Source organism: Micromonospora sp. WMMD964 (assembly GCF_029581455.1).
Classification (GTDB): domain Bacteria; phylum Actinomycetota; class Actinomycetes; order Mycobacteriales; family Micromonosporaceae; genus Micromonospora.
Genome location: NZ_CP120860.1, coordinates 927,979 through 941,678, shown reverse-complemented (window position 1 = coordinate 941,678; position 13,700 = coordinate 927,979). Strand labels below are relative to the sequence as shown.

10 protein-coding genes and 2 tRNA genes are annotated in these 13,700 nt (G+C 70.7%); 8 read left to right on the top strand and 4 right to left on the bottom strand.

Features of this window, described 5'->3' with window-relative positions:
* Nucleotides 1-70 precede the first annotated feature (70 nt).
* A complete protein-coding gene (locus O7616_RS04425; RefSeq protein WP_282305720.1) occupies nucleotides 71-1,903 on the top strand; it encodes a hypothetical protein in 1,833 nt (610 codons plus the stop codon).
* Nucleotides 1,904-1,912: 9 nt separating this feature from the next.
* Here the strand turns inward: O7616_RS04425 and O7616_RS04420 are convergent, their stop codons facing one another.
* On the bottom strand, nucleotides 1,913-2,689 hold the full coding sequence (locus O7616_RS04420; protein WP_282264723.1) for a hypothetical protein: 777 nt from the start codon (nucleotides 2,687-2,689) through the stop codon (nucleotides 1,913-1,915).
* 331 nt (nucleotides 2,690-3,020) lie between these two features.
* On the opposite strand from O7616_RS04420, the gene O7616_RS04415 reads away from it, so the two are divergent.
* A complete protein-coding gene (locus tag O7616_RS04415; protein ID WP_282305719.1) occupies nucleotides 3,021-4,550 on the top strand; it encodes a peptide deformylase in 1,530 nt (509 codons plus the stop codon).
* Nucleotides 4,551-4,617: 67 nt separating this feature from the next.
* On the opposite strand, the gene O7616_RS04410 is transcribed toward O7616_RS04415, so the two are convergent.
* On the bottom strand, nucleotides 4,618-5,733 hold the full coding sequence (locus tag O7616_RS04410) for a globin domain-containing protein (protein WP_282263716.1): 1,116 nt from the start codon (nucleotides 5,731-5,733) through the stop codon (nucleotides 4,618-4,620).
* Between the two features lie 144 nt (nucleotides 5,734-5,877).
* Here O7616_RS04410 and O7616_RS04405 point away from each other — a divergent pair, with 144 nt between their 5' ends.
* A complete protein-coding gene (locus tag O7616_RS04405; RefSeq protein WP_282305718.1) occupies nucleotides 5,878-6,648 on the top strand; it encodes a CPBP family intramembrane glutamic endopeptidase in 771 nt (256 codons plus the stop codon).
* 40 nt (nucleotides 6,649-6,688) lie between these two features.
* On the opposite strand, the gene O7616_RS04400 is transcribed toward O7616_RS04405, so the two are convergent.
* Nucleotides 6,689-7,924: a hypothetical protein gene (locus O7616_RS04400; protein WP_282305717.1), complete on the bottom strand. Its 1,236-nt coding sequence runs from the start codon at nucleotides 7,922-7,924 to the stop codon at nucleotides 6,689-6,691.
* 146 nt (nucleotides 7,925-8,070) lie between these two features.
* Between O7616_RS04400 and O7616_RS04395 the strand changes: the two genes are divergently transcribed.
* Nucleotides 8,071-8,161 (top strand) — tRNA-Ser (locus O7616_RS04395).
* A 35-nt stretch (nucleotides 8,162-8,196) separates the two neighbouring features.
* Nucleotides 8,197-8,269 (top strand) — tRNA-Arg (locus O7616_RS04390).
* Between the two features lie 321 nt (nucleotides 8,270-8,590).
* Here the strand turns inward: O7616_RS04390 and O7616_RS04385 are convergent.
* Nucleotides 8,591-9,742: a low temperature requirement protein A gene (locus tag O7616_RS04385; protein WP_282305716.1), complete on the bottom strand. Its 1,152-nt coding sequence runs from the start codon at nucleotides 9,740-9,742 to the stop codon at nucleotides 8,591-8,593.
* Between the two features lie 453 nt (nucleotides 9,743-10,195).
* Here O7616_RS04385 and O7616_RS04380 point away from each other — a divergent pair, with 453 nt between their 5' ends.
* From O7616_RS04380 to eccD, 3 genes are all read left to right on the top strand, one after another.
* Nucleotides 10,196-11,725, top strand: a complete 1,530-nt coding sequence (locus O7616_RS04380) for a non-reducing end alpha-L-arabinofuranosidase family hydrolase (RefSeq protein ID WP_282305715.1) — start codon at nucleotides 10,196-10,198, stop codon at nucleotides 11,723-11,725.
* 156 nt (nucleotides 11,726-11,881) lie between these two features.
* Nucleotides 11,882-12,136 (top strand): hypothetical protein, encoded by a 255-nt coding sequence (locus O7616_RS04375; protein WP_282263841.1) that lies wholly within the window; start codon nucleotides 11,882-11,884, stop codon nucleotides 12,134-12,136.
* The gene (gene eccD / locus O7616_RS04370; protein ID WP_282305714.1) at nucleotides 12,133-13,461 is read left to right on the top strand and encodes a type VII secretion integral membrane protein EccD; all 1,329 of its coding nucleotides are present in this window, start codon (nucleotides 12,133-12,135) and stop codon (nucleotides 13,459-13,461) included. The genes O7616_RS04375 and eccD overlap by 4 nt, the downstream gene beginning before the upstream one ends.
* Nucleotides 13,462-13,700 lie beyond the last annotated feature (239 nt).

The following is a 13,700-nucleotide window of genomic DNA, read 5'->3' as shown; positions in this document are numbered from 1 at the left end:
GGCACATAGTACGGCAATACCCCGAAACATGTCACGGCAGCGGCAGCCCGTGACTATCCTATGAATTGTCATGACTAATCCCGAATCGGACGCGCCCAGCGGCGGCGACGGCCCGGCCGCTGCGTCGGTGGAGGGGGCCTCAGTCGATGCTCGGCGGCCACGCCGGGGGAAGGTGGCCGACCTGGTCGCCGTGCTGAGCTTCGTGGTGCTCGGCTTCTGGGTCACCTGTCGCCTCTGGCTCGACCCCGGCGGCGCGGTGCGGGACAACCAGTCGGATCAGTCGCAGTTCGAATGGATGATGGCGCACGGTGCGCGGGTAATCACGCATTTCGCATACCCGTTCCATTCGGATCAGATGAACGTCCCGGACGGCGTCAATTTGATGGCGAACACGTCCGTATTATCCATTTCGTTGCCACTTACGCCTATCACCCTGCTCTTCGGGCCGCGGACGTCATTCCTGGTCTTTCTCACCGCCGGCATGATTGCCACCGCCACCGCCTGGTACTTCCTGCTCTCCCGGGTGCTGATCGGCAGCCGTGGGCCCGCCTGGCTGGGCGCGGGCTTCTGCGCGTTCGCGCCCGCCATGGTGTCGCACGCCAACGGGCACCCGAACATCGTGTCGCAGTTCGTCGTCCCGCTGATCATCTGGCGCACACTGCGACTCGGTGACGGGGGCCGCTGGCTGCGCAACGGTGTCCTCCTCGCCCTGGTGATCGTCTGGCAGGCGTTCCTCAACCTGGAGATCCTCCTGATGACCGCGATCGGGCTCGGTGTGGTCGTCGGCGTACTCGCTCTCGGTCGTGCCGATCTCCGCACCCGGACCCGGCCCTTCCTCGCCGGTCTCGCCGTCGCGGCAGTGGTCGCCGGGCTGCTGCTGGCCTACCCCCTGTACGTGCAGTTCTTCGGCCCGGGCGCGTACTCCGGGCTATCCCGCCTGATCCGCGGCTACTCCAGCGACCTCGCCTCGTTCGTCGCGTACTCCCGGGAGTCGCTCGCCGGCAGCCCACGCACCGCCGCGGGCCTGGCCAAGAATCCGACCGAGGAGAACAGCTTCTTCGGGTGGGCGCTCGTGGTGCTCGTCATCGCCCTGGTCTGGTGGTTGCGCCGCTCGGTCGTCGTGCTCGCGCTGGCCGGGCTCGGACTGCTCTTCGCGGTGCTCTCGCTGGGCCGCGAGGTCCGGTTCGACAACAAGGGTACGGGTGTGCCCGGCCCGTGGGCGGCGCTGGAGAACCTGCCCATCCTGCACTCGGTGGTGCCGACGCGGTGGGCGCTGGCGATCACCCCGATCATCGGGCTGCTGCTCGCCTACGGTGCCGAACGCGCCCGCGAACTGGCCGACTCGCACCCGACGGCCCGGGGGCAGATCCGTTTCGTCACCGCCACCGTGCTCGTGATGGCCCTGCTGCCGATCGTGCCGACCCCGCTACCCGTGACCCGTCCCGACCCGATCCCCACCTTCGTGACCGGTGGGGCGTGGCGTCAGTACGTGGCCGGTGGGCGCAGTGTGGTCACCCTGCCGTTGCCGGACACCACCTACGCGGAGCCGCTGCGCTGGTCCGCGGCGACCCGGCTGGACATGCCACTGGCCCGCGGCTATTTCCTCGGCCCCGACACCCGGCCCAGCGCCGATCCGCCGAAGGTCGCGCTGTTCGGTGCCACCCCGCGCCCCACCAGCAGCTTCTTCGCCACCATCCGTCGCAGCGGCGCGGTGCCGCCGATCACACCGCAGAGCCGGGTCCGGGCGGTCGACGACCTGCGGTTCTGGCGGGCCGGGGTGGTCATCCTCGGCCCACACGAGCACCAGGACGCGTTGCGCCGGGGGATGACCGAGCTGACCGGCATCCAGCCGACCTTCACCGGCGGTGTGTGGGTGTGGGACGTCCGGCCGTTGACCGACTGAGGCGGAGACTCAGCGGACGCAGCAGCCCTGGCAGACCTTCGGCCGGGGCAGGGTGAACGCGAGGCAGCAGGTGCGCCGCTGCACCGTCGGCTCACCGGCCGGGCCGGGCACCAGCTCGATCAGGTCGGTCAGACCGAGGGCGCCGAGCAGGGTGTCGATGCTCTGCACGGTCGAGCCGGGCAGGCCGTCCGCGGCCCGCAGGATGCCGTGCGCGATGCCGGAGGCGACCGAGCCGAGCAGCGTCCGGGTGCCCACCCGGACCTCCGACTGGATCGCCGTGATGAGCGGCGCCAGGTGGGAGTCGAGGAGGGAGACGCGCAGTGCGGTCAGCAGTTCGGCCTCGTCGGCGACGACCCGCACCTCCGGCAGGCCGGTGAGCGCCAGCGGGTCGCTCGGTAGCACTGCCACGGTGATCCCACGGCGCAGGCCCAGGGTGATCAGCTGGCGGTGGTCCTCGAAGTGGATCAACACGTCGGCCGGGTCGAACAGCGGCACCCGACGGGCCGAGGCCCAGCCGAGCACGACCGGCAGGGCCGTCCAGTAGCTGTACGACTTCCAGGCCAGCGCGGCGCAGGCGTGCGGGGTGCCGCCCCAGCGGGTGGCGGCGCCGTTCAGCAGCTCCGGCAGCCGACTGCCGTCGATCAGGGTGGTGGCGGGGGACCAGCCGAACTCGTCGTGGACCACGAGCCCCGGGGCGAGCCCCGGAAGATCGTCGGTGCCGAACATGGCTCGGAGTGCCGCGGTGACGGGGGCGAGTGGCGTGGCGGTGACGTCCCGCCCCGGCAGCACCGCTGTCACCTGAGATCCCCCGTCCGCGTGGCCGAGGAGTGGGCCCCGGCGGACGACGACTGCCGTCCTGAGCTAAGGCTAGCCTAACCACGCCCTCGGGTCTAAGGGAAGCCTCACCTTGGTCATATCGGGAGGCGCAGGTCACGCCGGTTGCCCGATCGGAGAAGCGCCCCCTACCTCGCCTACTACCCGGCGGTTTCAGGGGAAAACGCTGCCGCAGCATCGATGTCTATCGGTGAATTGTCAACCAGAGTGTCGACAAGATGCCAGATGCGTGTGCGCCCAGGCACGGAACGTGAAACTTATAGCCCCGGCCACGAGGAAGCCGATGACGACCTCACCCCTCGAACGGGCTGCCGACTCCTTCGCGGCCGAGCTCGCCCGCCAACGGACCGGGCGCGGGCTGTCCAAGAAACAACTAGCCGTCCTGATGGGCTTCGACCCCTCCTACGTGAGCCACGTCGAGAGCCGCCGGCACCGGCCGACGGAGGACTTCGCCCGCCGCGCCGAGGCCGTCCTGGAAGCCAGCGGCGCGATCTGGCAGCGCTTCCGGGAGTACGACGACCTGCGCCACGCCCGCACCGGTAACCCACCGCGCGAGCAGTACCCGCCCGGGCAGTGGCTGCCACCGGGCACCGGCCTCGTCGTGGAGCGGGAACTCGCCACCCTCACCCACACCGTCGACGGCTACCGGTGCGTGATCCACCGCGAGTTGTACAACGCCGGCACCGAGCCGGTCACCCGCTACCTGGTCCGGGTCGCCGTGGACCGCTACCCGAACGACCCCGGCCGCTCCAACCGGCACCACCGGGAACACCCGCTCACCTTCGCCGAACTGCAACTACAGGCCCGGCGCGACGACGGCGGCGGCGACCCGGAGCCGATGCACTGGCGTGCCAAGCACGACCGGGACGCGTTCAAGGAGATCTGGCTGCTCTTCGAGAACGGGGAGCGGCGGTTCCCGCTCTACCCCGGAGATCGGGCCATCATCGAGTACGCGTACAGCGTCGGGCAGGACAAGTGGGGTCCCTGGTTCCAGCGGGCGGTCCGGCTGCCCACCCGGCAACTCGCCGTACGCCTCGATCTGCCCGCGTCGCTGGACCCGCAGGTCTGGGGCGTGGAGACCTCCCTCTCCGCGGAGGAGGGCCCGCTGCGGACGGCGCCGCAACGCCACGACGAGGGCGACCGGGCGATCTACGACTGGCAGACCGACGACCCGCCGCTGAACGCCCGCTACCGGATGCAGTGGCGCTTCCGGGCGCGACCGGAGGCGGACCCCGACAGCGGCCCCGGCGGTGTCCGGGTACGGCCCAGCGACCGGATGCGCGGCCTCGGCATCGTGCAACGCGGCGACGACCTGCTCCGGCAACACGTCCGCCCGTTCGACCTGCCCGTCGAGGAACCCGTCGCCCGGGACCTGGTCGACCGGCTGACCACGGCCCTGGCCCGGCTCGACGAACTGCACCCGTTCAGCAAGGGGGTGGGGGTCGCCGCCCCGCAACTCGGCGTCGGTCGGGCGGTGGCGGTGGTCCGGCCCCCGGACCGCTCGGCGGAGCCGGTCGTGCTGCTCAACCCCCGGGTGGTCGACGCCGGCCCGGACACCGACGAGCAGTACGAGGGCTGCCTCTCCTTCTTCGACCACCGGGGTCTGGTGCCCCGACCGCTCCGACTGGACGTGGAGCACGCCCAGTGGGACGGCAGCCGGATCATCACGTCGTTCGAGTTCGGCATGGCCCGGCTGGTCGCCCACGAGATCGACCACCTGGAGGGCCGGCTCTACGTCGACCGGATGGCACCCGGCGTGCCACTGGTGCCGGTGGAGGAATACCGCGAGACCGGGCACCCCTGGTGTTACTGACCGTTGGGGACCGGGGCGCGTGCCCCAGGGGGCAGGGGCACGCGCCCCGGTGTGGGGGGAGGAACGTCTAGAGGTCACCGAAGGTGTCGTAGCGGATGTGCGGCGGCGGCACCTCGTCCGCGGCCAGCACCCGCAGCGTGGACCGGACCATCCGGGCCGAGCCGGAGACGTAGCAGTCGTGCGTGGTCCACGGGCCGTACCGGGCCACCACGTCCGGGATGTCGCCCTGCTCACCGTCGAAGTCCGGCTCCTCGCTGCACGCCGGCGTGACCGACAACCACGGGTGTACGGCCACCAACTCCTGCAACCCGGCCAGGCCGTACAGGTCCGCCGCCTGCCGGGCGCCGTAGAAGACGTGCACCCACCGGGTCCGGTTGTAGGTGGCCAACTCCTCGACCAGTGCCTTGATCGGCGCCAGGCCGACCCCGCCGGCCACGCAGAGGATGTCCCGTTCCGAGGCGCGGTCCAGGGTCATCGACCCCATCGGCGCGGCCACCCGGAGCAGCTCACCCGGTCGCACCCGACGCACCAGCGCGCCGGACACCCACCCGGCGCCGGGCGACCGCACGTGGAACTCCAGCAGGTTGTCGTCGTTCGGGGCGTTCGCGATCGAGTAGTTCCGCCACACCCGGGGGTGGTGACGCGGCGCCTCCAGGCTCACGTACTGCCCGGCCTGCCACCGCAGCGGATGTTGTAGTGCCCGACAGGTCAGTACGGCGGTGTCCGGGCCGTACCGCTCATGGGTCAACACCTCGGCGTGCCAGAACGGCGGATCGTCGTCGGCCTTCGCACCGGCCAGCATCAAAGCGGTGATCGCCGCGTACGCCTCCCGCCACGCCTGGTCGTACTCCAGGTTCCAGCCGTCGCCGGCGGTGCTGCGAAGCGCGTCCAACAAGGCGACTCCCATCGTCGCGTAGTGCGAGTCGTCGACGTGGTACTTGCGGTGGTCGCGGCCCAGCGCCCGCAGGAACTCGTCGAAGCTCTCCGGGTCGTCGACCGTGTGGATCGCCGTGATGATCGCTTCCAGCAGGCGGTCGCCCTGGCCGGTCATCTGCACCGGGAAGAGTTGCCGCAGGGCGGGGTCGAGCAGGAACAGCCGGGCGTAGAAGTGCCCGCTCAACCGGACCCGGTCGTCCTCGACCAGGGTCCAGCTCTCCTTCAGCAACCGCGCGAGGTTGTCCACGGGCGCTCCTTCTCCAGACGGCAGCGGATCGGGCATCCATAGAATCTCCACGGAGAGTGTCGACCGGTCGCACAGAATGTGCGATCGGCTCATGCCGGCCGGTCGGCCATGTCACCGGCGCAGCCCGTCGGGCAGAGTGGTGCGGTGACCGTTGAGCTGACCCGACCGGTGTCCCGCCGACTGCTCGGCACCGAGACGTTGCTGGTCCTGGGCCTCTCCCTCGGCCAGTCCGCCGTCTACGCGGTCGTCTCGATCATCGCGAAGCTGACCGCCGAGGGTCCGCTCTCCAAGCAGACCGCCTCGCTGAACACCTCGGCGTCGAGCCGACCGTGGCTGGACCTCACGTACCAACTGCTCGGCATCGTGTTCGCGCTGCTGCCGGTGCTGCTCGCCGTACACCTGCTCAGCAGGGACCCCGGAGACCCGGCGCGAACCCTCGGCCTGGACGCCCGGCGGCCCGGTCAGGACCTGGCCCGGGGTGCCGGCCTGGCGGCGCTGATCGGCCTGCCCGGGCTGGCCCTGTTCTGGGTGGCCGCCCAGTTGGGGGTCAACGCCACGCTGGTGCCGGCCGCGCTGCCGGACCTCTGGTGGACGGTCCCGGTGCTGATCCTCGCCGCTGTGCAGAACGCCGTGCTGGAGGAGGTGATCGTGGTCGGCTACCTGGTCACCCGGCTACGCCAGCTCCACTGGCGGCTGGCAACGATCATCGCGGCCAGCGCGTTGCTGCGCGGCTCGTACCACCTCTACCAGGGCTTCGGCGCGTTCCTCGGCAACGCGGTGATGGGCGTCGTGTTCAGCCTCTTCTACCTGCGCACCCGACGGGTGATGCCGTTGATCATCGCGCACACGCTGCTCGACGTGTTCGCCTTCGTCGGCTACGCGTTGCTGCCCCGGGAGTGGTTCGACTGGCTCTGACCGGTCAACTGGCCCTGATTCGTCGGCTGGTGCTGGCTGGTCAGCGCCGCGCGGGCCGGTAGGCGGCCACCGCCCGGGCCGCGAGCCGGTCGGCCGCCGCCGCGTCCCCCAGCGCCGCGGCGAGCATCGCCGCACCCGGCAACAAGCGCGCCACCAGCCGCAACGCGACCCACCCGCCGGTCTGCGCGGTGAGCGGAGCGGCCAACCGCCAGGCGGCCTCCGCCGCCCGGGGCCAGCCTGCCTCGACGGGGTCGCCCGCCTCCTGCGCGGCCGCCAGGGCCGCCTCCGCGCTCGCCGCGTCCGGGTGGACCTGGGTGAGCACCAGCAACTCGACGGCCCGATCCGGATGGGTTGGGTCCTTCCCGTACGCGGCGGCCAGGTGCAGCACCAGGTTCGCGTGCGTCCACAGCACCGAGGTCAGCTCGGCCAACGGCGCGAAGAACCCGGCCAGTGCCGCCGCCGCCCCGCCCGCGCCCGCCGAGCGGACGAACCGCCGGGTGGCCAACCGGGCCAGGCCGTCAGCCGACGCGTCCGGGTACCGGGTACGCAGCCCTGCGGCCCACTCGGCCGCGCCGGGCCCGAGCGCACGCACCGCGGCAAGAGCTAACAACTCCGGCGCGAACCCCGGGTGGTCGAGCACGCGCGAGGCCACCGCCCGCAGTTCCGATTCCGGGGTGCGCCCCGACGTGGCGATCACCGCAGTCAGCGGCTCGGGCGCGGCCTCCTGTGCGGTGGCGCTCTGGCCCGGGGCGACCGCTCGCTTGGTGGGACTCGGGGCGCGCTTTCTCGGCTTCGACGTGGTCGGCGTCACCTCGACCGCCTTCTTGGCGACGGCCTTGCGTGCGGGCGTGGCCCGGGCCTTCGGCGTCCGGGCCGCCGGCTCGGTTAGCGCCGTCGGCCCCGACGCGTCCTGGCCCACGCTGTCGCCCGGCGGCTGCTCGGTGCTCGAATCGCTGGTCGACTGGTCTGGCTGCTCGGTGCTCGGAGCGCTCGTCGTGGCGGCCGGGGCGCGCCTCGGCTGCCGGGGCAGGGGCCGGTCCGGGTCCGGTGGCTGGAAGAGCACCGCCGGGGCGGCCTTGGCCCGTCGCGGGCGCGGGGTCGGCTTCCCCGTCGACTGCTCGCCGTCGGCCGGGGACGGTTCGGTGGTCGCGGCCGGCCCGGAAGTCGCGGCCTGCTCGGCGGCCGTCGGGGGCGTGAAGGTGGCCCGAGGGGAGCGTCGACGCGCTCTCTCAGCAGGCTCTCGACGGGGCGACTCGCTGGGCGGCTGCTCCTGCATATCGATGGAGCGTAGTCCCGATCACGCCTTCGCACAGCGCGAAGACACGGGGGCGGGTGAACCTGGTCGGCGTACCCCGGAAGTCGTTTTGCTCCCGGTGGGTGGCGACCTGTATCCTCGGGCGCGGTGGTCTACAGGGCCACCAGGGAGACTTCGCCTAGTCTGGTCTATGGCGCCGCACTGCTAATGCGGTTGGGGTCTTAAAGCCCCTCCCGGGTTCGAATCCCGGAGTCTCCGCGCGAAAGCCGGGTGTGTATGCTGGCTGAGCACGAGCGCCCGTAGCTCAATGGATAGAGCATCTGACTACGGATCAGAAGGTTAGGGGTTCGAGTCCCTTCGGGCGCACAAGATCAGGAAAGCCTGACCTGCTAGAACGCAGGTCAGGCTTTCCTGTTTCACCTGTCCTTGCGCGGGCTGGTCGGCCTTTCGGTCCTGAGGCTCATCGAACAACGCCGGGAAGGGCCGTTCGGAGAGGCCGTCCCTCGTGCGGGAGGCAGGGAGCTAGGGCCTGTTTCATAAGAACTGGCCGGCCTGCGGCGGGCCCGGACGACGCCCGGCGGCGTTGCGGTTTCGCCCGGATACAACACCGGTATCCGGACGAAACCGCGCCTTGCCGGATCGCCGCCCGTGCTCCGCCTCGGCTCGACCGCCCTTATGAAACAGGCCCTAGTCCGCTAGGGCGGCGCGTCGGAGCCGCCGCACGTCGGTGATCGTGATGCCGACCAGGACGGCCACGGTGACGATCATGACGAGCCACGGGGGCAGCATGGTCAGCAGCGGCGTCGAGGCGAGCAGCAGCGCCAGCCAGGCCAGGCGGCTGGGCGGGAGTTGGCCGAGGAGCACGTACTCCGAGCTCATCCGGCCGAGTACGTACAGGACCGGTCCCACGGCGAGGAGAGCGACCCAACTGGCCGGTGCGGTCCCCTGCGGTTCGTGGAGGACGAGGTCTACACCGCCGGACGTGGCGATGATGCCGGTGACGACGAAGGCGTAGACGTACGGGGCCAACAAGATCGAGGCGTGCGGACGCAGGTGCGCCGACCGGTCGACCAGCTTGTTGCTCTGTAACACGTAGATCTGCCAGAACAGCAGCGCAGTGACGATCGCGGCGAGGAACGCGACGGCACGGGCCGGGGTGTAGCTCGCGCGGCTGAATATCAACGTGGACATCAGTGCCAGCTCGCCGAGGGCGAGAATGGCGATCTGCTGGTAGCGCTCGCCGAAGTGCGTGGTCAACCGTGTGATGGGTAGCCGGCCTCGTCGGGGCGTCGGGTAGCGCAGTCCGGCGGCCAGGTAGTCAACAGTGATCGCGCCGGCCCACAGGCCGGTGCGCCACGCCGGCCCGGCGAACCCGCCGGCGAGCCACAGGATCCCGGAGAGGACGAACCAGAAGAGGACGCGTTCCTCCCGGGCGTGCGCACGGCGTGGGCGCAGCGCGACGATCAGCAGGCTCCCCCGGAGCAGGTGGATGCCGACGTGCGCCCCGGCGAAGAGCAGCCCGCGCCCGCCGTAGGCGGCCGGTACGGCGACCGCCATCAGGGCCACGCCGAACACCGTGCCGGCGACCACCGCCTGGACCGCCCGGAGCTGGGGGTCGTAGAACTCGGTGGCGTTCACCGTCGTCGACCAGGTCCACCATGCGGCCAGCAGCAGGATGAGGGTCTGTCCCAGGCCGCCCCAGCTCGGATTCCTGGCGAACTGCATGGAGAGCTGCGCGAACATGGCGACGTAGAAGACGTCGAAGAACAGCTCCAGGAGCGTCGCCCGATTCGACGACTTGGGGCTACGTCGCGGCCCGGTCGGCTCCGTGCTCGTCATCGGTCCGCCGTTCCCGCCGCGCCTTCTGCCGACGCTCGCATGTCAGGTCGAGACGATCCCGAGATGACGCCGTGACGGTCACGGTCGGGGGCTGGCCGCACACGGCGATCAACGATCTAGGGAGCCGGAAGTTACCCGCCGGTCGAGCGGGGGTGGTGGCCTGCGGGTGTTCGGCGCGGTGCGATCACGTCGCGCCCGACGCGGTGGCAGCCATCGATGTTCCCAGCACGTTACGTCTTGACGAACGCCATGTTATCGCTCACAGTCGATGCCTAAGGACGACGAGATGCTGGCTTCCCGGGCAAGCCCTGCTTCGTCGATCTCGAATCAGGCGTGCGCTGGGCATCCAGGCGTCTTGTTAACGCTAACGCTGGGATGTCTGGTCCCGGCCACGCGTCGCGGTGGGCCCAGCTCCGGGCAGGCCGTTCGGCTCTTGGTCATTGGAGGAGGATCATGTCTGCCCTAGATAGGTCTCCATCGATCGCACCGCCCGCGCGGCGGCGCTGGTGGCTGCCCCGGCTTCTCGCCGCCGGTGCGGCGGCGGTGATGGTCGGTGGTGTCGCCGTGGCGGCGGTGCAGTCACCCGCCGCCGCCGCGACTGTCGACACGAGCGCGTGGTACGTGTTGGTCAACCGCAACAGCGGCAAGGCCCTGGACGTCTACAACCTGGCCACGAACGACGGTGCCCGGATCACGCAGTGGGCCCGGAACAACGGTAATCAGCAGCAGTGGCAGTTCGTGGACTCCGGTGGTGGTTACTACCGGTTGAAGTCGCGGCTGTCGGGCAAGGTGCTCGACGTGTACCAGCGTTCGACGGCCAACGGTGCGGCGGTCGTGCAGTGGTCCGACAACAACGGCACCAACCAGCAGTTCCGGTTGGCCGATTCGGACAGCGGCTACGTCCGGTTGATCAACCGGAACAGCAACAAGGTCATGGAGGTGCAGGGCGCCTCGACCGCCGACGGTGGGAACATCGTCCAGTACGACGACTGGAACGGCGCCAACCAGCAGTGGCAGCTCGTCCGCGTCGACGGGAGCACCCCGCCCACCACCACGCCGCCGCCGACCGGCACCTGTGACCTTCCCTCGACGTACCGGTGGTCGTCGACGGGCGCGCTGGCGCAGCCGAGGTCGGGTTGGGTGTCGTTGAAGGACTTCACCGTCGCGCCGTACAACGGCCAGCAGCTCGTCTACGCCACCACGCACGACTTCGGGTCGAGCTGGGGTTCGATGAACTTCGGCCTCTTCAGCAACTACTCCCAGATGGGCTCGGCCAGCCAGAACGCGATGAACTCGGGAACTGTCGCGCCGTCGCTGTTCTACTTCGCGCCGCGCAACATCTGGGTGCTCGCCTACCAGTGGGGCGGCCCGGCGTTCTCGTACCGGACCTCGAGTGACCCGACCAACCCGAACGGGTGGTCGTCGCCGCAGACGCTGTTCAGCGGCAGCATCTCCAACTCCAACACCGGCCCGATCGACCAGGCCCTCATCGGCGACGACCAGAACATGTACCTGTTCTTCGCCGGCGACAACGGCCGGATCTACCGGGCCAGCATGCCGATCGGGAACTTCCCCGGCAGCTTCGGCTCCAACTACCAGACGATCATGACCGACACCACGAACAACCTGTTCGAGGCCGTCCAGGTCTACAAGCTCCAGGGCCTGAACAAGTACCTGATGATCGTCGAGGCGATCGGCTCGACCGGCCGCTACTTCCGCTCGTTCACGGCGACCAGCCTGGGTGGTACGTGGACGCCGCAGGCCGCGTCCCAGAGCAACCCGTTCGCCGGCAAGGTCAACAGCGGTGCCACCTGGACCAACGACATCAGCCACGGTGAGCTGCTGCGGACCAACGCCGACCAGACGATGACCGTCAACGCGTGCAACCTGCAACTGCTCTACCAGGGTCGTTCCCCCAGCTCCGACGGCGTCGACTACGGCCTCCTGCCGTACCGGCCGGGTCTGCTGACCCTGCAACGCTGAGCCGGGTCTGGTGACCCTGCGACGCTGATCCATGGAAGGTGGCCCGCGACGGACGACTCCGTCGCGGGCCCGTCCATGAGAAACGACCAGTTGGGCGCGGCGCCGCCACCGAATCGTCACCCCCGTTGGATTAGCGGTCGTGGATAGAATCGGGCCGTGGCTCGTGAATACGACACCCAGCTCATCGAGTCGGTCGCGGTCCGCCGTGCCCGAATGCGTGAGCTGCTGCTGTGGGGCAGGCAGCGCCGTGTCCGGGCCACCGGTGACGGCTTCCGCTGGTTGCGGATCGGGCTCGTGTTGGCGGCTGTGGCCTGCGCCGGGTGTGTGGGCTGGTCCTTCCTCCAGGGCGTGATCGCCGACCAGCAGAAGGCACGCAACCCACCACCGGCCCAGTCGGAGGCGGCGCGATGACCCAGACGCAGTCTTCCAGCGCCGCAGGCCAGCTCAGCCGGGTGACCCTGGCCGGGGCGCACCGGCGCATCGACCTCGTGCTGCCGGCCGACGAGCCGCTCGGTCTGCTGCTGCCCGAGATCGTCGCCATGGTCGGGCACCGGCCGATGGACGACTCCCGGGGCTACCAGATCAGCACCCTCGACGGCACCGTGCTCGATCCGGGCGGCAGCCTGCGGCAGGCGGCCGTCCCTGATGGCGCCATGCTGAGGGTCGACCCGATCTCCGAGGCTCCACCGGCTGCGATCGTGCACGACGTCGCCGACGAGGTCGGCGACGATCTCGCCCGGCGGCACGGGCGATGGGGCACCACCGCGCGGATGTGGACCGCCACCGCGGTCTGCCTGGTCGCCGCCAGCATGGCGGCGGTGCTCGCCGCCCCACGGCTGGGGGCGGTGGCGGTCACCGTCATCGGGGGCGTGGTCGCGCTGGCCGGTCTCCTCGTCGGGCTGGTAGGCAGGCGGGCCGTCGGGATCGCGGTCCTGCTCAGCGGTGCCGCGATGACGATGACCATGGTGCCCGGGTTGACGAGCGGGCACACAGTGCGCTGGGCGCTCTGGGCCATCGGCGTCGGCTGCGTCGTGCTCGCCGTGGGCGCGGTGACGGGCAACCGCCGGGCCGGCGTCCTCGGTGGTGGAACGCTGCTGACCCTGGTGGCCGGTTGGGGCGTACCCCTCGCGCTCGCCGTGCCCGCCGAGCGCGTCGCGGCGGTGCTGACGATCGTGTCGGTGGGGATGTTGGGTCTGCTGCCCCGGGTCGCGATGATCGCGTCCGGGCTCACCCGCCTCGACGACCGGCGGAGCAACGACGAGTTGGTCAGCCGCGTCGCGGTGTTGGCCGCAGTCGACTCCGCGCACCGAGGGCTGGCCGTGGCGACGCTGGCGACGGCGACGTCGGCGGCGCTCGGTGGCCTTGTCCTGGCCGCCGCGGCCGGCCCCTGGGCGCTGGTGCTGGCGGCGCTGGTGGCCACCGCCCTGCTGCTGCGGATGCGAGCGTTCCCGCTGACCGTCGAGGTGGCCGGGCTGGTGGCGGGCGCGCTGGTCATCGCGGGCGGCCTGCTGGCCCGCTGGGCACGGGAGGCACCCGGTGCCTGGTGGGGTCCGGCGCTGGTGGCGCTGGCCTTCTGCGCGGCGACCCTGGTGATCCTGGCCTACCGGCCGCCACCACACGCGCTGGCGCGAGCCCGGCAGTACGCCGACCGCGTCGAGGCGCTGACCGTGATGGCGCTGATCCCCGTGGCGGTGGGGGTGTTCGGGCTCTACTCGCGACTTCTCGACACGTTCTGATTGAGGCGGTGGCATGAGTGCTCCACCGGTTCCCGGGCCGACCCATTCCGGGGGGCACGGACCGCACCCACCACAACTGCGGGTGCCGGGAGGCTCGACCACCCCTGCCGCGGCTCCTCGCCAGCCGGCGTCGGCACCACCCCGGTCGGCTCCGACACCACGGGTGTCCGGCGAGCCGACCGGGCCGGAGCTGGACGACCTGTCGCTCGTGCGGCGCATCCGTCCCGGCGATCCGGCAC